19 protein-coding genes are annotated in these 18,691 nt (G+C 53.2%); 12 read left to right on the plus strand and 7 right to left on the minus strand.

Annotated features, from left to right (window positions below; translation table 11 throughout):
- Positions 1-168: 168 nt before the first annotated feature.
- The 5 genes from recQ to NST04_RS29660 all read left to right on the plus strand — a co-directional run bounded on the left by recQ (position 169) and on the right by NST04_RS29660 (position 6,462).
- A complete protein-coding gene (gene recQ / locus NST04_RS29640; protein ID WP_341187450.1) occupies positions 169-1,995 on the plus strand; it encodes a DNA helicase RecQ in 1,827 nt (608 codons plus the stop codon).
- A gap of 15 nt (positions 1,996-2,010) precedes the next feature.
- Entirely contained in the window at positions 2,011-3,981 is a 1,971-nt protein-coding gene (locus NST04_RS29645; RefSeq protein ID WP_341187451.1) for a B12-binding domain-containing radical SAM protein, read from the plus strand.
- Positions 3,982-4,160: 179 nt separating this feature from the next.
- Entirely contained in the window at positions 4,161-4,670 is a 510-nt protein-coding gene (locus NST04_RS29650; RefSeq protein ID WP_341187452.1) for a GNAT family N-acetyltransferase, read from the plus strand.
- 25 nt (positions 4,671-4,695) lie between these two features.
- Positions 4,696-5,244 (plus strand): nucleotidyltransferase family protein, encoded by a 549-nt coding sequence (locus tag NST04_RS29655; RefSeq protein WP_341187453.1) that lies wholly within the window; start codon positions 4,696-4,698, stop codon positions 5,242-5,244.
- 354 nt (positions 5,245-5,598) lie between these two features.
- Positions 5,599-6,462 carry a hypothetical protein gene (locus NST04_RS29660; RefSeq protein WP_341187454.1) on the plus strand — a complete coding sequence of 288 codons (864 nt, stop codon included), beginning with the start codon at positions 5,599-5,601 and terminating at the stop codon, positions 6,460-6,462.
- A gap of 291 nt (positions 6,463-6,753) precedes the next feature.
- Here NST04_RS29660 and NST04_RS29665 read toward each other — a convergent pair whose 3' ends face one another.
- From NST04_RS29665 to NST04_RS29680, 4 genes are all read right to left on the minus strand, one after another.
- On the minus strand, positions 6,754-7,716 hold the full coding sequence (locus NST04_RS29665) for an alpha/beta hydrolase (protein WP_341187455.1): 963 nt from the start codon (positions 7,714-7,716) through the stop codon (positions 6,754-6,756).
- A gap of 87 nt (positions 7,717-7,803) precedes the next feature.
- Positions 7,804-8,772, minus strand: a complete 969-nt coding sequence (locus tag NST04_RS29670) for a type I phosphomannose isomerase catalytic subunit (protein WP_341187456.1) — start codon at positions 8,770-8,772, stop codon at positions 7,804-7,806.
- A gap of 65 nt (positions 8,773-8,837) precedes the next feature.
- The gene (locus tag NST04_RS29675) at positions 8,838-9,437 is read right to left on the minus strand and encodes a tRNA (mnm(5)s(2)U34)-methyltransferase (protein ID WP_341187457.1); all 600 of its coding nucleotides are present in this window, start codon (positions 9,435-9,437) and stop codon (positions 8,838-8,840) included.
- Positions 9,437-10,393, minus strand: coding sequence for a TIGR01212 family radical SAM protein (locus tag NST04_RS29680; protein WP_341187458.1), 957 nt, complete (start codon positions 10,391-10,393; stop codon positions 9,437-9,439). The genes NST04_RS29675 and NST04_RS29680 overlap by 1 nt, the downstream gene beginning before the upstream one ends.
- Before the next feature lie 245 nt (positions 10,394-10,638).
- On the opposite strand from NST04_RS29680, the gene NST04_RS29685 reads away from it, so the two are divergent.
- On the plus strand, positions 10,639-10,812 hold the full coding sequence (locus tag NST04_RS29685; RefSeq protein WP_179090500.1) for a hypothetical protein: 174 nt from the start codon (positions 10,639-10,641) through the stop codon (positions 10,810-10,812).
- Between the two features lie 201 nt (positions 10,813-11,013).
- Positions 11,014-11,730, plus strand: coding sequence for a tRNA (guanosine(46)-N7)-methyltransferase TrmB (gene trmB / locus NST04_RS29690; RefSeq protein ID WP_076160578.1), 717 nt, complete (start codon positions 11,014-11,016; stop codon positions 11,728-11,730).
- Between the two features lie 80 nt (positions 11,731-11,810).
- Here trmB and NST04_RS29695 read toward each other — a convergent pair whose 3' ends face one another.
- The gene (locus NST04_RS29695; RefSeq protein WP_341188085.1) at positions 11,811-12,950 is read right to left on the minus strand and encodes an MGDG synthase family glycosyltransferase; all 1,140 of its coding nucleotides are present in this window, start codon (positions 12,948-12,950) and stop codon (positions 11,811-11,813) included.
- Between the two features lie 54 nt (positions 12,951-13,004).
- Positions 13,005-13,532: a phosphatase PAP2 family protein gene (locus NST04_RS29700; protein ID WP_036696099.1), complete on the minus strand. Its 528-nt coding sequence runs from the start codon at positions 13,530-13,532 to the stop codon at positions 13,005-13,007.
- 409 nt (positions 13,533-13,941) lie between these two features.
- Here NST04_RS29700 and NST04_RS29705 point away from each other — a divergent pair, with 409 nt between their 5' ends.
- The 4 genes from NST04_RS29705 (at position 13,942) to rplT (ending at position 16,614) form a co-directional block, all read left to right on the plus strand.
- Positions 13,942-15,183, plus strand: coding sequence for a glycosyltransferase family 2 protein (locus NST04_RS29705; RefSeq protein WP_341187459.1), 1,242 nt, complete (start codon positions 13,942-13,944; stop codon positions 15,181-15,183).
- A gap of 284 nt (positions 15,184-15,467) precedes the next feature.
- Positions 15,468-15,965: a translation initiation factor IF-3 gene (gene infC / locus NST04_RS29710; RefSeq protein WP_036696103.1), complete on the plus strand. Its 498-nt coding sequence runs from the start codon at positions 15,468-15,470 to the stop codon at positions 15,963-15,965.
- Positions 15,966-16,022: 57 nt separating this feature from the next.
- The gene (rpmI, locus tag NST04_RS29715; protein ID WP_036696104.1) at positions 16,023-16,223 is read left to right on the plus strand and encodes a 50S ribosomal protein L35; all 201 of its coding nucleotides are present in this window, start codon (positions 16,023-16,025) and stop codon (positions 16,221-16,223) included.
- 31 nt (positions 16,224-16,254) lie between these two features.
- On the plus strand, positions 16,255-16,614 hold the full coding sequence (rplT, locus tag NST04_RS29720; RefSeq protein WP_036649386.1) for a 50S ribosomal protein L20: 360 nt from the start codon (positions 16,255-16,257) through the stop codon (positions 16,612-16,614).
- An 84-nt stretch (positions 16,615-16,698) separates the two neighbouring features.
- Here the strand turns inward: rplT and NST04_RS29725 are convergent, their stop codons facing one another.
- The gene (locus tag NST04_RS29725; protein ID WP_036696107.1) at positions 16,699-17,241 is read right to left on the minus strand and encodes an acyl-CoA thioesterase; all 543 of its coding nucleotides are present in this window, start codon (positions 17,239-17,241) and stop codon (positions 16,699-16,701) included.
- 308 nt (positions 17,242-17,549) lie between these two features.
- On the opposite strand from NST04_RS29725, the gene NST04_RS29730 reads away from it, so the two are divergent.
- Positions 17,550-18,632, plus strand: a complete 1,083-nt coding sequence (locus NST04_RS29730; RefSeq protein WP_341187460.1) for a BMP family lipoprotein — start codon at positions 17,550-17,552, stop codon at positions 18,630-18,632.
- The last annotated feature ends 59 nt before the right edge of the window (positions 18,633-18,691 follow it).

Here is an 18,691-nt window from a genome sequence, read left to right on the forward strand (position 1 = left end):
GGGCAGATGGATGAAATTATCTAAAGTGTTGCTTGATCGTAAGGTTTTTATGTAATTTCTATGTGTAAAGTCCGGAAGGAGTGCTATCTTATCTGCTTCAGGCGGTTGCTTGGCAGCCGGTTGCCCGGTAAACTAAAAGGTAGAAAGCCTTAAGGAGTTTGAATAGACATGGAGATGCAAGGATCATTAATGGAGCAGGCCCAGGCCGAGCTGCAAAAATATTACGGTTATCCCGATTTCCGGGACGGCCAGAAAAAAATTGTGAACAATCTGCTGGAAGGCCGCGATACGCTGGGCATTCTGCCTACCGGAGGCGGTAAGTCCATCTGCTATCAGGTTCCGGCGCTGCTGCAGCCGGGGCTTACCCTGGTCGTCTCACCGCTGATCTCCCTGATGAAGGATCAGGTGGATGCTCTTACGACGGCAGGGATTCCCGCTGCTTATATCAACAGCACCTTGAGCGGCAAAGAAGTGAATGAGCGCATCCGCGCGGCCCGCCGAGGCGACTTGAAGCTGCTCTATGTAGCTCCTGAGCGTCTGGAGCTGGACTGGTTCCGCCTGGAGATGGCGGGACTGAACATCTCCTGCGTGGCTGTGGATGAGGCACACTGCGTCTCGCAATGGGGCCATGACTTCCGCACCAGTTATCTGGCAGTCTCCCCGTTCGTGGAGCAGCTGCCGCAGCGTCCGATTCTGGCGGCCTTCACAGCTACGGCTACCCCGGAGGTTATGGAGGATATGGTCCGGCTGCTGCGCCTGCGCGAGCCGGGTGTCTTCATGACCGGCCTTGGCCGCGATAACCTGGCGATGTCAGTGCTGCGGGGAGAGAATAAGCGCGAGTTCGTGCTGGATTATGCAGCTCAGCATGCCCATCAGCCGGGCATCGTGTATGCCGCCACCCGCAAGGAGGTGGACGATCTCTACCAGCGCCTTCAGGCCGCAGGGATCACTGCCGGGCGCTATCATGCCGGAATGAACGACCAGGAGCGGGCGGACAGCCAGGAAGGCTTCCTGTATGACGATATCCGCGTCATGGTCGCCACGAATGCCTTTGGAATGGGGATCGACAAGTCTAACGTGCGTTATGTCATCCATTACAATATGCCGAAGAACATGGAGGCCTACGTTCAAGAGGCGGGCCGTGCCGGGCGTGACGGGGAGCCGAGCGATTGCATCCTGCTGTTCAGTGCACAGGATATCATGACCCAGAAGTTCCTGATTGAGCAGAACCCGCAGGACCCGGAACGCAAAGCCAACGAATACCGCAAGCTCCAGCAGATGATCGAATACTGCTACACGACCCGCTGCCTGCGCAGTGCGCAGCTCGACTATTTCGGGGAGAGTCATGAGGATGATCACTGCGGGATCTGCAGCTCCTGTACTGACGAGCGTGAGCTGGTAGATATCACTGTAGAAGCGCAGAAGATCTTCTCCTGCATCCACCGGATGCGGGAGCGTTACGGCGTGGCGCTGGTCTCCTCCGTGCTGAAGGGCTCGCGTAACCAGAAGGTGCTGCAATACGGCTTCGAGAAGCTGCCGACCCATGGCGCTATGTCCAGCCGCAGCGAGAAGGAGATTACCGAGATCATCAACATGCTGATCTCGGAAGGCTATCTGGCCTTGTCCGAAGGCCAGTATCCGGTGGTCCGGCTGCAGCCGCTGGCAGCCGAGGTGCTGCGCGGCCAGCGCCAGGTGCATCAGCGCGTGGCCCGCACGCTGGTCACCTCCGGCACGCGGGACCGCAGCCGCTCGCGCGATACTTCGCCGTCTGCGGTCAACGAGACGGTGTTCGAGCAGCTGCGCCTGATCCGCCGCGAGCTGGCGGGGCGCGAGCATGTGCCGTCGTACATCATTTTCAATGATGCGACGCTGCGCGAGATGAGCGTGGTCTGCCCGCAGACGGAATCGGAGATGCTGAGGGTGAAGGGTGTCGGTGAAGTGAAGTACCGGAAGTACGGCAAGGCCTTCCTGGAGTTTTTTCAAAATGACATGTAAAGAAGGTTATAAGGCATGAGAATCATCCTGGCCACATTAAATGCCAAATATATTCATACTTCGCTTGCGATCCGGCTGCTGAAGGCGTATAGCGAGCATGAGTTCAAGGATATCCTTTTGGCGGAATATACCATCAAAGATCCCGCGATGAACATCGTGTCTGACCTTTTTCAGAAGCAGCCGGATGTGATTGGCTTCTCCTGTTACATCTGGAACATCGAGGAGACCATCAAGCTGGTCGGAATTCTCAAGCAGGTCATGCCGGAGGTCAAGATCGTGCTGGGCGGGCCGGAGGTATCCTATGAGCCGCTCTACTGGATGAAGCGGGAGGCCGGAGTGGACTTCGTTGTGAACGGTGACGGGGAAGAGACCTTCCACCATCTGCTGCAGGAGATCCGGGACGAACATAAGTACCATTTCGTATACGGTGCGGCTTACCGCAAGGGGGAAGAGCTGATCGTCAATCCTCCCCGTCCCAAAAGCGATCTGAACACCCTGCCGACCCCACACCGCTTCGCGGAGGATCTGCCGGAGCTGAGCAAGCGTATCGTTTATTTTGAGACAAGCCGGGGATGTCCCTTCAATTGCCAGTTCTGCCTGTCCAGCATTGAGGTGGGCGTGCGTTATTATGATATCGAACGGGTGAAGTCTGATCTGCTCTATCTGATTGAGGGCGGTGCCAAGGTCATTAAGTTCCTGGACCGCACGTTCAATATCAACCGCAATTATGCGATGGAGATGTTCCAGTTCCTGATCGATAATCATCAGGGCTGCGTGTTCCAGTTCGAAATTACCGCCGATATTATGCGTCCCGAGGTGCTGGATTTCCTGGCGCAGAACGCCCCTCCGGGCGTTTTCCGCTTCGAGATCGGCGTCCAGTCTACGAATGATGAGACCAATGAGCTGGTCAAGCGCCGCCAGAACTTCACCAAGCTGTCGCGCACGGTGATGAAGATCAAGGCCAGCGGCAACATCGACCAGCATCTTGATCTGATCGCCGGACTGCCGATGGAGGATTACGCCACCTTCCGCAAGACCTTCAATGACGTCTTCGCCATGGAGCCGGAGGAGCTGCAGCTAGGTTTCCTCAAAATGCTGCGCGGCACCGGGCTGCGCGCCCAGGCTGCCAAATACGACTACACGTATATGGAGCATGCGCCATACGAAATTCTCAGCAGCCATGTCATGCCGTTCGCCGATATTATCCGGCTCAAGCGGCTGGAGGATGTGCTGGAGAAGTACTGGAACAGCCAGCGGCTGGCTCATTCGGTCAAGTACCTGATCCGCCATGTCTTCCCGTCCCCGTTCGACTTCTTCCAGGAGTTCGGGGACTACTGGGAAGAGCGGGGCTGGCAGAAGATCGGGCATCAGCTGGAGGATCTGTTCACCCGGCTGCATGACTTCCTGACGGACCGGGGCACGGCCTCGATGGACATTGTCACCGGCCTGATGAAGCTGGACTACTTCCTCGCCCACAAGTACAAGCCCCGCAAGATCTGGTGGGACGATGTGCTTGATAAAGCAGAGTGGGCGAAGCACCTGAAGCAGATCGCCAGTCAGCCGGAGCTGATCTCGGCCAAGCTGGCGGAAGCCGGACTTAGCGAGCGGGAGCTCCAGAAGTTCATCGTGCTCGACGAGCTGCCGTTCCGGCTTGCGCCGGTGCTGGACTCGATCAGCGGACTGCGCTATGACGGGGAGCTTGACGCTGAGGCGGGTGCGCAGGCTGAAGCCGGGAACAGGGACGGTGGGGAGATACACGCGGCGGTTACAGCATCGGCCCCGGCAGAACGCGGGCGAGCTGGAGCGGGAGGCGTGGCTGCTGCTGAGGCAGATCTTCTGCCTTCTGTGGCAGCAGTGGCCGGTGGTGTGCCAGCGGCGGCCCATAGCGATCCGCACCCTGGGGCAAGCGAAGGCCGCACGCTGCTGGTCGTCCTGTATCAGCAGGATGAGAGCCAGCGGGCGCAGTATTATACGCTGCCTTTGTAGGGAAGAGTAACCTGATCTCATCCGGGCATCGGCCAAATGTAATCGAAAAACCGATCACATTCGGCGCCGCGTGGGCACGTGGACCGATAACCTGCGCAAACTGAACTTTTGCGGAAAGAAGACTTCTGAGTTAGTTACCTATGGGGGGCATACCGTTGAGTCAGGAGCAACACATATCATTGTTTAGGTACGGTGACGAGCATGGGGAGCAATTCAAGGACCAGTTACTTGGCTTTAAGCTTCCAGCGGAGCAGTTGCAGTTCACTGGACTGCCGGAGGAGACGCTTCAGGATATCAAGGAAGATGCCGGTAAGGAGGGAGTGGTCATTGCCTGCGGAGAACGGGCTGTGGGCTTCTTCATCCTCCACACTGGTGAGGGCATGGCCGATTTCTTTCCAGACTATGCCGATGCAGTTCTGCTGCGCGCTTTCCTTATGGACCATGCCAGCCAGGGCCGTGGGTTCGCTAAAGCAGCGATGTTGCTGCTGCCGGATCTTGTCCGCCGCTACTACCCTGAATCCCGGCAAATTGTGCTGGCTGTGAATGAACGCAATACCGCCGCCAGTCAGCTATATCTCCGGGCCGGATTTCAGGATCATGGTCTGCGGCGGAGCGGAAACAAAGGAACACAGCTGATTTTGCAATATGGGCTATCCTCTGAGCCTGTTGAGGCTTCTGCTGATGTATGAGGGGGACGTACTGCATAACCGTCTTATGGAGCTATTTACCCGCGATACACTGCTAATGGATATTTTCAAGCGTGCCCAAGGATTGGCTCCAGTTCCTTACTACATTGGCGCAGGATGCCTGGTGCAAACAGTGTGGAATGAACTTACCGGACGGTCGCCGGGATACGGAATCAGTGACATCGATTTTATTTACTACGATTCATCGGATCTGAGCTACGCTGCTGAGGATGAGATGGTTGCGAAGGGCAGGGAGCTTTTTGACGGTATTGTCCTTCCAGTCGATCTCAAAAATCAGGCTAGGGTCCATCTGTGGTACCCCCAGAAGTTCGGTGTGGAGATTAACCCCTACCTCTCCCTGGAAGCAGCAATTGACAGCTGGCCGACTACGGTGACCTCACTGGGAGCAAGGCTTGAGCTAAACGGTGAATGGAAGATTTATGCCCCATTTGGTCTGGAGGATTTATTTCAATTAATTCTACGGCCCAACAAAGCACTGATCAGCGAGAAGATCTACGAAGCGAAGACGCAGAAATGGAGGTCCAAATGGCCGGAGCTTACAGTGGTTCCTTGGTAGGAGAAAAAGCAGAAATTCCACATGCCTCAATCAGTGAGTATACTAGAATGAACACCTAATTGTATTTATCCTTCTCCAGTGTTACGATCAATAAAGAGATGCCAGTAAAGGAGCATAAACACTATCATGTGGATTACTCTGTAAGTGTGAATGAACTGAAGGATGGGCCGGCAATAGTGGAGATCACTATGCTATTAGGCATGCCTTTCTGTCGACTTACAGGGTATGCAGGGTGAATGGTTCGTATACCGACTTCTGCGGATATCTAAGGGTATCTTTTTTTGTTGCCGGAAATAGCATCTCTATGGCTCTTAACCTGCCTATCCTCCTAATGAGTGAATGGGGGAACGATATATGAAACAACCGAAATTAGTCTTAATCGAGGGTCTGCCCGGCTTCGGGAAGTCCACAGCGGCACAGCTGGTTTACGAAATTCTTACGGAGATGAATATGGGCGCTCAGCTTGTCCTGGAAGGGAATCTGGATCATCCCGCTGATTATGAGGGCATAGCTTGCCTTACCCTAGCAGAATATGATGAGATGTTCAGAACCAGTGGGATTCCGGGGGAAGTATTAAGTGCGCACACTACCTGTCAAGACAACAATTATCTGGTCGGATACCTGAAAATAATAAATGAATACGGTCCTCTCCTTCCGAAGGAATGGATGGACAGATTGACCCGGAAGGATGTATATGAACTGCCGCTGGCTCAGCACAGGAAGCTGATTACAGCAAGGTGGAGGCAGTTTACGGAGAGTGCCTTACGGGGGCCGGATACGTATGTGTTTGATTGCTGTTTTATTCAGAATCCTGTGACTATGGGGATGATCAGGCATGATGCAGCCGAGGAGTACATGATAAGCTACATTCAGGAGCTGGAGGCCATTATTAAGCCATTGAACCCGCTGCTGATTGTGATTGAACAGGACGATCTGGAGCTGGCTTTCCGCAAAGCTGTCCGCGAAAGACCTCTTGAATGGTCGGAAGGGTTCATCCGGTACTACACCGCACAGGGGTGTGGCTTGAGACAGGGACACCGGGGTTTAGAAGGTACGCTGGAGGTACTTAAGAGCAGAAGCAAGCTGGAAGAAAACATATACAACCTGTTAAGTATGAATAAGACAAAAGTAAATAATTCTACGTATGCGCTCCAGGCCTATAAGCAAGTTTTGAAGGAGAAGCTTGTCGCTTGGCGCAATCACCCAGCGGGTTCTTAACCCGCACAATTCAAAGAGAGGCATCCCTTACCTGACGGAGTGCCTCTCTTTTGAATATAGAATTTCTATTTTTCACACGACAACTTATCCTTATATTTCCCTCTGAAACGGTACCGCCCTTTAAAAGGACGGTGCTTACAACCGAATACAATGGCTGGTGCAAGGCATATGGACCAAATGTATGTGAAAAACAGCATACATTGTGCTCATAAGTAGGTATATGGACAAATGTATGTGAAAAACAGCATACATTGTGTTCTACGCCATTGACCCTGGTGGGGACTGTAAAAACTAATCTGCCGTAGGCTGAAGCCGCATGGATTCGGCAGGCAGGTGGCGGGCGAGCCAGTCCAGCACATCGGCCGTGACCTCGTCCCGGTTGACCTCGTTCAGCATCTCATGCCGGCCTCCCGGATACAGCTTGCATTCCACATCCTGAAGCCCCTGCTTCCGGTATAACTCAGCCAGACGTATCACCCCCTGGCCGTTCATCCCCACAGGGTCCTTCTCGCCCGCGAACAGGTAGACCGGCTTGTCGCTGCACAAGTGCTGAAGTGTGGACCTGGTATGCAGCTCCCGCAGCATATGGAAGAAATCCCGGAAGAAGCGGGTGGTGCAGATCGCCCCGCAGTACGGGTCGGCAATGAAGTGGTCCACCTCCTCCGGGTCGCTGCTGAGCCAGTCAAAAGCCGTCCGGACCGGAGAAAAGGAGCGGTTATATGCGCCAAATACAATTCCGTTCAGCAACACGCTGCGGTGGTGGTCTCCCTGGAGCCTTAACTGCACATTCGACAGGGACTCTGCCAGCCGCAGCATACCCCGGGGACCGTTGGTGCCGCTGAGGATGAAGCCGCTGTAGATCTCGTGGCCTTCCTCGCACATCAGCTTCTGAGCCAGAAATGAGCCCATGCTGTGCGCGAACAGGAAGATAGGCACGTGCTCATGCCGGGAGCAGGCGAGCTCTGCAAGCTGAAGGAGATTGCGCCGCATCCAGTAGAAGCCGTTCTCCCCGCTGTCGCCGAGCAGGTTGACTCTGCCGGCGGTAAGGCCATGTCCCCGGTGGTCATTGGCATACACAGTATAACCGGCTGCGGTGAGCGCCGAGGCGAACCGGGCATACCGCCCAGCCGTCTCACACATACCGTGTGCAATCTGCACAATCCCCCGGATCTCCGTTCCCGCGTCCGGCAGCCATTCATAGACATGGATTTTGACATCTAAGGGATCAGTCATGGTAAAAGTGTTCTCAGTCATCGCCTGTCCTCCTGAAAGTGAAATTCAGCATTCCTAGCGTAAAGAGTACCTGTTGCTTCTGATCCAAGTGAAACGCAGTCCGGCTGCTTAAGGCAGATAAGAGCGCAGCACTGTAGATTGTCCTTCAATACTGTAAGCGCCGAGGCTGGACGGAAGCAGATAGCATTCGCCCGCTGCATATGGCTGGGAGCCGCCCTCCCAGATCAGATGGCCGCTGCCCTCACAGATCACCAGAATGGTGAAGCTGTCATCCGTAGTGGCGAGCTGCCATTCACCGGAGACGATTCCTTTTTCCACAATAAAATAAGGCGAGGAAGCAATTCTAAGCCATTCCCCGGCCACAGCACCATCTGTCTTCATCGAAGTCGCGCCTGCTCCCTTATAGGCAGTCACATTCAGGGAATCCTCGATATGCAGCTCGCGCGGCTTCCCGTCCAGACCCGGACGGTCATAATCGTAAATCCGGTATGTAGTGTCAGAGTTTTGCTGGATCTCTGCTACAACGACTCCTGCACACAATGCATGTACAGTCCCGGCAGGGATATAGAAGGAGTCACCGGCAGCTACAGTCACTTCCTGCAGGCTGTCCATAACCGTTCCGTTCTCCAGCGCGTCCTTCAGCATCTCGCGGGTGACGCCTTCCTTCAGACCATAGATGATTTTGGCGCCTGGCTTGGCGTCCAGTACGTACCACATTTCGGTTTTGCCCAGCTCTCCCTTGGGAAGTCCGGCATAATCATCCGTAGGGTGAACCTGTACGGAGAGGTTATCGTTGCAATCCAGCAGCTTGATCAGCAGCGGGAATCGTCCGCCTTCTTCCGTAATTCCCTTGCTCCCGAACCACTCGTGCCCGAACTGCTCACGGATGGCATCCAGGCCTTGTCCGGCCAGCTCGCCGTTGACTACAGAGGAGGTGCCGTTCGGATGATCGGCAATCATCCAGCCTTCGCCGATATGGCCTTCCGGCAGATCCAGGCCGAATTTCTCCAGCGCCCGGCCTCCCCAGACACGTTCTTTGAACTCCGGCTGAAATTTCAGAGGATATGGTTTCGTCATTACAACATCTTCCTTCCTGATAATAAGATGATCTTCAGTTACAAGGGGCTCACTGTCTTCAGGTGTTAGCCCCTTTGTCTCTTCTCTACAGCTACAACATATGGTGCAGACTCGCGCTGAAGCTGCCGGTACACGATGGTCTGCGCGTCGTGCTGGGCCAGTCCGGCGGCCCAGGCTTCGACAGCGGCGGCTTCGCTGCCGCCGCCTTCGTGGCCGGGATACAGCACGGCCGTGATGATCCCGCCCGGGCGAAGCAGCGCAAGTGCCGACTCCAGCGCGGCCAGCGTGCTTGGCGGTTCGGTGATGATGGTCTTATCGGCATCGCCCGCAGGCAGATAGCCGAGGTTGAACATCACCGCCGAGACCGTTCCGCGCCAAGTGGGCGGAACGGCTTCAGCCATAGCTGCATGGCTCTGCTGCAGCAGCGTCACGGGAGCCAGCGCAGCAGGCGCTTCCTCCCGGGCCAGCCGCAGGCGCTCGCCGGCAAGAGCCAGCGCCTGCGGCTGGATGTCGAACCCGTACACCCCGCCGCGCGGCCCGGCCGCCCTGGCGAGGAACAGGGTGTCGGCGCCGGTGCCCAGGGTGGCGTCGATAGCCCGTCCGCCCGGCGAGAGCCGCTCAGCGGTCAGCTTATGGGCGAAGCTAAGGACAGAGAGGAAGCCCATCAGCCCTTCCTCCAGTACTTACCCTGCCAGGTGTCCCTGGCAACCAGTTCCTGGTCAATGGCATTCAGCACTTCCCACTTCTTGAGGCTCCACATCGGGCCGATCAGAGCATCGCGCGGGGCATCGCCGGTCAAACGGTGGACAATCATGTCCGGCGGCAGAATTTCCAGCGAATCGGCGATGAGCTTCACATACTCATCCTGCTCCAGGAACCTCAGCAGCCCGGCTTCGTACTGCTTCACCATCGGCGTTTTGCGCATGAGGTGAAGCAGGTGGATTTTGATTCCCTGAACCCCCATATTAGCTACAGCAGCTACAGTCTCCAGCATCATCTCATGCGTTTCCTGCGGAAGCCCGTGAATGATGTGGGTACACACACGGATGCCGTGCCGCCGGAGCTTGGCAACAGCTTCAGTATAGCAGGCGGTATCATGTGCGCGGTTAATCAGATCCGAGGTAGACTGATGAATGGTCTGAAGCCCCATCTCCACCCATAGATACGTGCGCTGGTTCAGCTCCGCGAGATACTCGACTACATCATCCGGGAGGCAGTCCGGCCGGGTGGCAATGGCCAGGCCGACAACCCCGGGCTGCTGCAGAATGACTTCATAATATTCCCTTAGCTCCTCGACGGGAGCATACGTATTGGTATAGGCCTGGAAGTAGCCGATATATTTGGCATTCGGCCATTTCTGATGCTGGCGGTCGCGGATATGGTTGAATTGGGTGACCAGATCATCCCGGCGGCTTCCGGCGAAATCGCCTGACCCTCTGGCACTGCAGAACGTACAGCCTCCTTTGGCGATGGTACCGTCACGGTTCGGACAGGTGAAGCCCGCATCGAGCATGACCTTGAACACCTTGGTATCCATCTGCCCGCGCATTTCGTAGTTCCAGGTATGGAACCGTTTATCCCCCCACAGAAGCGGAGAGGAGGCCTGTTGAAGATTAGACATGTGCAGCTCCTTTCATTAACCTTCCCATTGTATCAAAAATCCGTGATGAACGTAACAATCCCTCCCGGAAATCCGCCGAAAAAAAACTGAAAATAGGCTGTGAATTACCGCCATTTGGCTTGAAAATGCTTACACATTATGTTATATTTAAAGTGTTAAAAAAGCCGCTGCAGCAACCACAATCATATGCTTGAATTCATAATTTCGTGTCGTCCGGTCCATACTAAACCTTAGAGGTGATAACGATGAATTCTCCAACGGTATTTGCTGATAACAAAGGTTCGATTGATGTGCAGCTGACTCCCGATGAAGCTCTCGCCCTGACAGGCGTAGAATTCAACGGCAACCACAAGATCAAGACAGAAGCGCAGCGGAAGATCCGCAATGCGTTCGAGAAGACCTTCGAGTTCGATAAATAAATGGCAGTCCGCTGAACGGCGGGCCGGTAATGCAGATACAACACGCACGGAACTTTCGACCAGTCCTAACAGGGGCGGGACGGAAGTTCCTTTTCTTTTGCTGAAATCCCTTTACTTTTGCCGGTAAGTTCGGCACAATATTGCAAGTGGCATTTATCCTATTCAAAGATAAGGCAATAAGAGATAAGCGGAGGAATACCTATGCGTTTACGCGGAAGAAAAGGAATACGTGAAAGTCTTGAGGAGCAGACCGATCTGGTCATCCTGGAACCACGCAGCCTGAAGGGGCGCTGGTCCGAATTGTTCGGCAATGACCATCCGATTCATGTGGAATTTGGAATGGGCAAGGGGCAGTTTATCAGTCAAATGAGCTTCAAATACCCGGAGATTAATTTCATCGGCGTGGATATGTATGACGAGCTGGTGCGGCGCGCCGCCGAGAAGGCCCGGAATGTATGGGAGCCGGCAGGTGAAGAGACGCCGCCGAACGTGAGAGTGGCCCTGGCCAATATCGATTACGCGGAGGAAGTGTTCGCTCCGGGGGAGCTGGAACGGATCTATCTCAACTTCAGTGATCCCTGGCCGAAAAGCAAGCATGCCCGCCGCCGTCTGACCCATCCGCGTTTTCTGGATAAATACCGCGGACTGCTCAGTCCGCTCGGCGAGATTCATTTGAAGACGGATTCCCGCAGCCTGTTTGAATTCTCGTTAAATGCCTTTGCGGACTACGGTCTGCAGATGAAGAATATTTCCCTTGACCTGCATGAGGGCGGCGTGATCAACGAAGAGCATGTAATGACCGAATATGAGACCAAGTTCTATGGCCGCGGCGTGAACATTCACCGCTGCGAAGCGATTGTCGGAGATGAGGCGCTGAAGCAATATCAGGCCACCCGTCTGGACAAGTACCGGCTCTAGGCTGGATTACCGGTTATTACAGCAAAAGGCAGTCCGGCTCGTTCATACCGGACTGCCTTTTGCGTTCCAACTTGAGTTCTCTACTTTCCCTGTTCTGCGCGCGGTTTATCCAGCATATCAATAATGCTTTGGGCGCTTTGCAGCGGGTTGTACCTGGAGATAGCCTCCAGATGGGCCTTGCGCGCCGCGCGGACATTCCCGTAATCATTCAGCAGCCGCTTCATCCACCGGTCAACTACATCGAGAGAGCTGATCGGCTCCCCCAAGCCGGCGGCAGTGAAGTAACGGCAGTTCTCTTCTTCCTGGCCCGGCAGCGGTGAGTGGAAGAGCATCGGAATGCCCTTGGCCAAGCCTTCGCTGCAGGTCATGCCGCCCGGTTTGGTGACCAGCAGGTCGGAAACCTCCATCAGCTTGTCAATCTCCCGGGTGAAGCCCAGTAGCCTGATGTTGGGATGCCTGAACTGCGGGTCTTGCTGCATCTCCTGCAGCAGCTTGTCGTTCTGGCCGAGGCAGAACACAATCTGCACCTTGTCCCGCCATCCGGCCAGAGCCGCGTTCACTACTTCGTCATTCATCATGCCCCATCCACCGCCCATAACCATGACCGTTGGAATATTCAACAACTTGAACTGCTCTTGAATGTCTTCCCGGCCGTGCTGCTCCCAGAAGCTCGGGTGCACAGGGATGCCGGTTACCCGGACTTTGAGGGCGGCAACGCCCCAGCGGCGCAGCTTCGCCTTGACCTCGGGGGTGGATACCAGATAGCGGTCGACCTGCGGGCTGATCCAGCTGGCATGGGCGTCATAATCCGTAATGACCGTAATCAGCGGGGCCTTGAGCGGCGGGTTAAGCCGTTTCAGGCGTGAGATAACAGCACCGGGAATGAAGTGGGTACACACGATAATGTCCGGCTTCAGCTGCTTCACAATATTTTGGGCATGCGTATAAAACAAGTGGTGCAGGGCAAGTGTGGTAAGACGATTGAATGATTTCTGGTGACGGTACACATAGCCCATCAGCCGGGGCTGGGAGGTGACCGTCTTGCGGTAGGCCGAGACAATGAGCGGGGCCATCTTGGGATTCAGGAAGCTCCCCAGCTCCAGCACCTTGGTCTGCACCTCCGGAGACAGCTTCCGCAGGCTGCTCGACAGCGCATATGCAGCCTGCGTATGCCCGGCACCGAAGCCCTCCGACAGCAATAATATTCTTTTTTTGCGCAATGTATAGTTCACCTGTTCCCTAGAGGTATTCACTGGCCGGACGCCCCTCAGGCATCATATCCAAAGGGCAAGCGTACCGGCTGCGACTCCAGACCCAATGACCGCTCCAGCCAGGACATCAGACGGATAATGCAGCCCGAGGTAGATCCGGGAGAAGCCGACTGTGCAGGCCAGAGGAAGCAGAACCGCAGTCAGGACAGGGTAGGCTATCATATAAGGAACCGTTGAGGCGAAGATAGCAGTCGTATGGCCTGAAGGAAAAGAATGATCCTTAAGCGGATTACGGAACGTATTGGTGTCCGGCAGGGCAAGATAAGGCCGCAGGCGCGGGTAGAGCTTTTTGGCGATAGCGACGGGCACATGGCTTATCGCCAGCGCGGCCAGCGCTTGCAGCCCTGTAGTTCTCCATGGCTGCGGGCATACTGCCCAGACCAGAAGATTGATGCCGATCGCACTTGTTGCACCTCCGAGATGAGTGAGGTAGAAGAGCCAGAAGTTCAGAAACGGATTGTGCATCCGTCCGTTAATCCATTGAAACACCCGCTGCTCCAGGAGATGCAGTTTCTTGAATAAAGGTCTCATATCATGTCCCTCCGATAGTCCGGCTAAAAGAGTTCTGGCGCAGCTTAAGCAGCAGATTTCACGGCCTGAAGCTGTCTTTATCATACTTTTTTAAGGTAGCCCGTTCAAGAAAAAGCTCGGGTCCGCTCGAAAAATGTCTCTTTTGACTTGTGAGCCCCAAAGCGACTACAATGATTCAAGCAGGAAGATCGCGTTTATAAGGTAACAGAGAAATAAGGAGCCAGCCAGTACACTGGAATCCTTATTCATATCTTGTGTAACGTGACATAATACAATCGGAATCCTGCCCGAAACTAAGGGGAAATTCCTAAGTCTACAGTAAGGGATGAAACAAAAGGGTCAGATAGAACGTTAACAAGCCAGAGAGAGAAAAACATCTAGACTTGGAAAAAGGGGGCATCAAAAGATCATGACAGACGCATTATTTGTTTCGCTCCAAGTGATCTTGGCGGCAATTGCAGTTTATCAGTTTGGATTCTCACTGTTTGGATTGCGCAAGAATAAGAATAAGGTTAAGCATGCGCCGCAGAAGTCATTTGCTGTACTGGTTGCCGCGCATAACGAAGAAGAAGTGGTCGGCGCACTGATGGAAAACCTGAAGCAGCTTAATTATCCCCAGGAACTGTACGATGTATTTGTCATCTGCGACAATTGCACGGACAATACAGCTGCGATTGTACGGGAGCACGGCATGAATGCCTGTGTACGTACTAACAGTAACCTGCGCGGTAAAGGCTATGCCATTGAGTGGATGCTGAAGGAGCTGTGGGCGTTGCCCCGCCAGTATGACGCTGTTGTCATGTTCGATGCCGATAACCTTGCGCATACAGAGTTCCTGACAGAGATGAACAACGATCTGTGTTCAGGCGGACGGGTCATTCAAGGGTACATCGATACGAAGAACCCGGAGGATTCCTGGATCACGGCTGCTTACGGAGTATCCTATTGGTACATCAACCGGCTGTGGCAGCTGTCACGCCATAATCTGAAGATGGCCAACTTCCTCGGCGGAACAGGCATGTGCTTCGAGACGAACCTGCTGAAGGAAATGGGCTGGGGCGCAACCAGTCTGGTGGAGGATTTGGAATTCACCATGCGCAGCGCCTCCAAGGGCGTATATCCAAGATTTAATTATGATGCCAAAGTATTCGATGAGAAGCCGCTTACCTTCAAGGCTTCCTCCAGACAGCGTCTGCGCTGGATGCAGGGACATTTCACCGTGGCCCGCCGTTACTTCTTCCCGCTGCTGTGGCAGGGGATCAAGGAGCGCAGCCTGACCAAGTTCGACCTGGCACTGTACGGAGCGAACGTATACATTGTGTTGCTTACGTTCCTGATGACTGCCGTAATGTTTGTGGATAATGCTGTGTTCGACGGTCCGCATATTGCGAATATTTACGGACATCTGCCACTGTGGCTCGGGTATTTTGCCGTAGGCGCGAACATTCTGACCTTCCTGCTGGCTATGGCGCTGGAACGGGTGAAGTTCAAGAAGGTCTATCTGTACCTGCTGGTATTCCCGGTCTACCTGCTCTCGTGGTATCCCATTACGTTTTATGCGTTCTTCACGCAGAACAACAAGCAGTGGAGTCATACCAAGCATACGCGCGTAGTCCGGCTGGAAGAAGTACAGAGCAAGCAGGTTTCATAATCCGCACTGTAAATTAATAATTTCAGAAGGTGTTGACACCTTAGGTCTGATGATGTATAGTATTCAAGTGTGCAAAACATAGGGATTGCAAGCAGAAGCACCGGCTTCTCACCTGACTGGCTAACAGCCTGCTGGTTTTGATCTCAATGCTTTATGAATGGTTACAATTCATGAACGTTGATCAAACGGGGTGTCGGGGAATTACCGGCATCCCTTTTTTATGGAGAACCGTAATATATTATCTGAAAATTATTCGGAGGTGGAGGATTATCAGTAAGGAACATATGATCAATGATGAAATTCGTGCCAAAGAGGTTCGGCTGGTCGGAGCAGAGGGTGAACAAATCGGGATCAAGCCGATCCGCGAGGCGTTACAAATGGCGATCGATCTTAATCTGGATTTAGTCAACGTAGCACCGCAGGCGAAGCCGCCGGTATGCCGCATCATGGATTACGGCAAGTTCCGTTATGAAACGCAGAAGAAAGAGAAGGAAGCCCGCAAGAACCAGAAGATCGTGGATCTCAAGGAAGTCTGGTTCCGTGCAAACATTGAGGAACATGATTATCAGACCAAGTTCCGCAATGTAATTAAGTTCCTGGGCGAAGGCGATAAAGTGAAGTGCTCCGTCCGTTTCCGCGGCCGTGAGATTACCCACGCTAGTATCGGCCAGAAGATCCTGGAGCGCGTGAAGAGCGAAGTAGAAGAAATTGCTGTTGTAGAGCGCCAGCCTAAGCTGGAAGGCCGCAGCATGATTATGATTCTGGCTCCGAAGCCCCAATAATCCTGGAGTCACTTGCATAGCAATCTGGCGCCGCATAATATTCAAGGAGGAAACACCATGCCTAAAATGAAAACACATAGCAGCCTGAAAGGCCGCTTCAAGATCACTGGAACTGGTAAAGTATTGCGTTACAAAGCTCACAAGAACCACTTGCTGTCCCACAAATCGAAACGTGCAAAACGCGTATTGAACGGCAATCCGGTAATGGCCCCTGGGGATGTAAGACGTTTGAAACAAGGACTCGCTAACTTGAAATAGTTAATCACACATTTTTGGGAGGTTTATTAATATGGCAAGAGTTAAAGGCGGATTTGTAGTTCGTCGTAGACATAAAAAAGTATTGAAGCTGGCAAAGGGTTACTTCGGTTCCAAGCACCGCATTTTCAAAACAGCTAAAGAGCAAGTAATGAAATCGATGGTTTACGCATACCGTGACCGTCGTCAGACGAAACGTAACTTCCGCAGACTGTGGATCGTTCGTATCAATGCTGCAGCCCGTTTGAACGGTCTGTCTTACAGCAAGCTTGTATACGGCCTGAAATTGGCTGGTGTAGAAGTGAACCGTAAGATGCTGGCTGATCTGGCAGTGAATGATCTGAACGCCTTCAACTCCCTGGCTGTTGTTGCCAAAGAGAAGATCAACGCGTAAGATGCTATAAACCGAAAAGCACCGCCTGCGGGTTCTCCCGTGTGACGGTGCTTTTTTGCGCGGTGGGAACCGCCGGATGGACGGCTATTCCCAGTATTTCGTTGTACTAAGCAGTGAAGCGAGTTTCTTGCTGCTGGAACGTCTCAGCTTGCGCAGGGCGGACCGCTCGTCCGCTGACTGGCAGATCAGCTTCTCTTCGTCGGTCTGGGCCACGATGGCTGGAACAGGAGCTGTAGTGCCGTCTTCATTCATGGCTACGAAGGTCAGGAAGGAAGTAGCAGCAACGGCGCGTTCGCCTGTGTATAGATTCTCGGAGATGATCTTGACGAACACCTCAATGCTGGTGCGGCCTGTCCAGGAGACAAAGGATTCGAAGCAGACGGAATCCGTCGGCCGGATCGGCAGGAGGAAGTCTACAGAGTCAGCCGAAGCCGTTACCACGTTGACCCGGCAATGGCGCATGGCGGAGATAGAGGCCACTTCATCAATGGTACTCATCAGCTTGCCGCCGAACAGTGTCTTGTGATTGTTGACATCATTCGGGAAGACACGGCCGGTTTTAAATACGCGGGATTCATGACAGTATTTGAAGTCAGGTGCAGCTTGTGGTGTGTGTTCTTGTTCCATTTTCAGTAACTCCCTTTGCGTACAAGATGTAATCATACATGATAATAGAAAAGCCTTCCCTGTGCAATAATAATGTTAATGCACTTGGAGCCATAAGCTACATTTTGAGGTTTTCTAACATATAACAGACACAAAAGTAACATATCGCGTCATGGTAAGCGATTTCTTGTTGAAAAATGCAAATTATTATTGACCTGAGGTCATTAATAGACTGGATTTTAGCTTTTTTTGCAGGTATAATTTGTACTAATGGTATGTCCAAAGCAGAACACAGAAGACATCCAATTTACTAAGGGGGATCACTTTCGATGAAGAAGTTTTACCAACTATCTTTGGTTATGGTTATGGCCTTCACTGTCATTCTGGCAGGATGCGGTAACAATAACAGCGCTAATTCCGGCTCCAATGCTGGAACAGCAACTAATGCACCAACAGACGCAGCTGCAACAGAAGCGCCGGCACAAACTGAGGCTCCTAAGGCTGTCAAGCTGGGCCTTGTAACTGACGTAGGCGGAGTTAACGATAAGTCCTTTAACCAGTCTTCTTGGGAAGCACTGCAGGCTATGGAAAAGGATTTCGGCGCTGAGATTAAATATCTTCAGAGTAAATCCAATGCAGATTACGAGCCAAACCTTAACCAGTTCGTTAAAGGCGGCTATGATCTGACTTGGGGAATCGGCTTCGACCTTGGCGATGCAGTGCTGAAGGTTGCCAAAGAGAACCCGAATGCTAACCTTGCGATCATCGACAGTGTAGTAGATGCCCCTAACGTTGAATCTGTAACCTTTGCCGAGAATGAAGGCTCCTTCCTGGTAGGTGTAGTTGCAGGTATGACAACCAAAACCAACAAAGTAGGTTTCATCGGCGGTATGGAAAGCCCGGTTATCAAGCGTTTCGAAGTGGGCTTCAAAGCCGGAGTAGAAGCAGTTAACCCTAATGCAAAAGTAACTATCACTTATGCTGGCGCTTATGACAAGCCTGATACTGGTAAATCCCTGGCTGCAACGCTGTATGATGCCGGCAACGACATTATCTTCCCTGCTGCAGGCGCGACAGGCAACGGCGTATTCAACGAAGCGAAATCCCGCAACAAAGCCGGCGGTACTAAAGTATGGGTTATTGGCGTTGACAAAGACCAGTCTCTGGAATTTGGCGATGATGTAACCCTGACTTCCATGATCAAACGTGTTGACGAAGCGGTTAAGAAGGTTTCCCAGCAGGTTGTTGATGGTACTTTCAAAGGCGGTACTACAACTGTTCTTAGTCTGAAAGACAACGGTGTAGGCCTTCCTGAAACATCCAAAGCTAACGTTAGCGCAGATATTCTGGCTAAGGTTGACGAATACAGCAAGCAAATCATTGATGGAACAATCGTTGTTCCTGCCGAGTAATTCATTGCTTCAGCTTTACCCGATTTAACATAACGACGAAGCAGGGCCGGTTCAAGTAC

Source organism: Paenibacillus sp. FSL H7-0756, from assembly GCF_038006765.1.
Classification (GTDB): Bacteria; Bacillota; Bacilli; order Paenibacillales; family Paenibacillaceae; genus Paenibacillus_AQ.

Bases quoted from the DNA above. Each gene is read 5' to 3' on its own strand.
- recQ (WP_341187450.1), top strand. From the start codon at position 169: ATGGAGATGCAAGGATCATTAATGGAGCAGGCCCAGGCCGAGCTGCAA.
- NST04_RS29645 (WP_341187451.1), top strand. From the start codon at position 2,011: ATGAGAATCATCCTGGCCACATTAAATGCCAAATATATTCATACTTCG.
- NST04_RS29655 (WP_341187453.1), top strand. From the start codon at position 4,696: ATGGAGCTATTTACCCGCGATACACTGCTAATGGATATTTTCAAGCGT.
- NST04_RS29660 (WP_341187454.1), top strand. From the start codon at position 5,599: ATGAAACAACCGAAATTAGTCTTAATCGAGGGTCTGCCCGGCTTCGGG.
- NST04_RS29665 (WP_341187455.1), bottom strand. From the start codon at position 7,716: ATGACTGAGAACACTTTTACCATGACTGATCCCTTAGATGTCAAAATC.
- NST04_RS29670 (WP_341187456.1), bottom strand. From the start codon at position 8,772: ATGACGAAACCATATCCTCTGAAATTTCAGCCGGAGTTCAAAGAACGT.
- NST04_RS29675 (WP_341187457.1), bottom strand. From the start codon at position 9,437: ATGGGCTTCCTCTCTGTCCTTAGCTTCGCCCATAAGCTGACCGCTGAG.
- NST04_RS29680 (WP_341187458.1), bottom strand. From the start codon at position 10,393: ATGTCTAATCTTCAACAGGCCTCCTCTCCGCTTCTGTGGGGGGATAAA.
- NST04_RS29685 (WP_179090500.1), top strand. From the start codon at position 10,639: ATGAATTCTCCAACGGTATTTGCTGATAACAAAGGTTCGATTGATGTG.
- trmB (WP_076160578.1), top strand. From the start codon at position 11,014: ATGCGTTTACGCGGAAGAAAAGGAATACGTGAAAGTCTTGAGGAGCAG.
- NST04_RS29700 (WP_036696099.1), bottom strand. From the start codon at position 13,532: ATGAGACCTTTATTCAAGAAACTGCATCTCCTGGAGCAGCGGGTGTTT.
- NST04_RS29705 (WP_341187459.1), top strand. From the start codon at position 13,942: ATGACAGACGCATTATTTGTTTCGCTCCAAGTGATCTTGGCGGCAATT.
- infC (WP_036696103.1), top strand. From the start codon at position 15,468: ATGATCAATGATGAAATTCGTGCCAAAGAGGTTCGGCTGGTCGGAGCA.
- rpmI (WP_036696104.1), top strand. From the start codon at position 16,023: ATGCCTAAAATGAAAACACATAGCAGCCTGAAAGGCCGCTTCAAGATC.
- rplT (WP_036649386.1), top strand. From the start codon at position 16,255: ATGGCAAGAGTTAAAGGCGGATTTGTAGTTCGTCGTAGACATAAAAAA.
- NST04_RS29725 (WP_036696107.1), bottom strand. From the start codon at position 17,241: ATGGAACAAGAACACACACCACAAGCTGCACCTGACTTCAAATACTGT.
- NST04_RS29730 (WP_341187460.1), top strand. From the start codon at position 17,550: ATGAAGAAGTTTTACCAACTATCTTTGGTTATGGTTATGGCCTTCACT.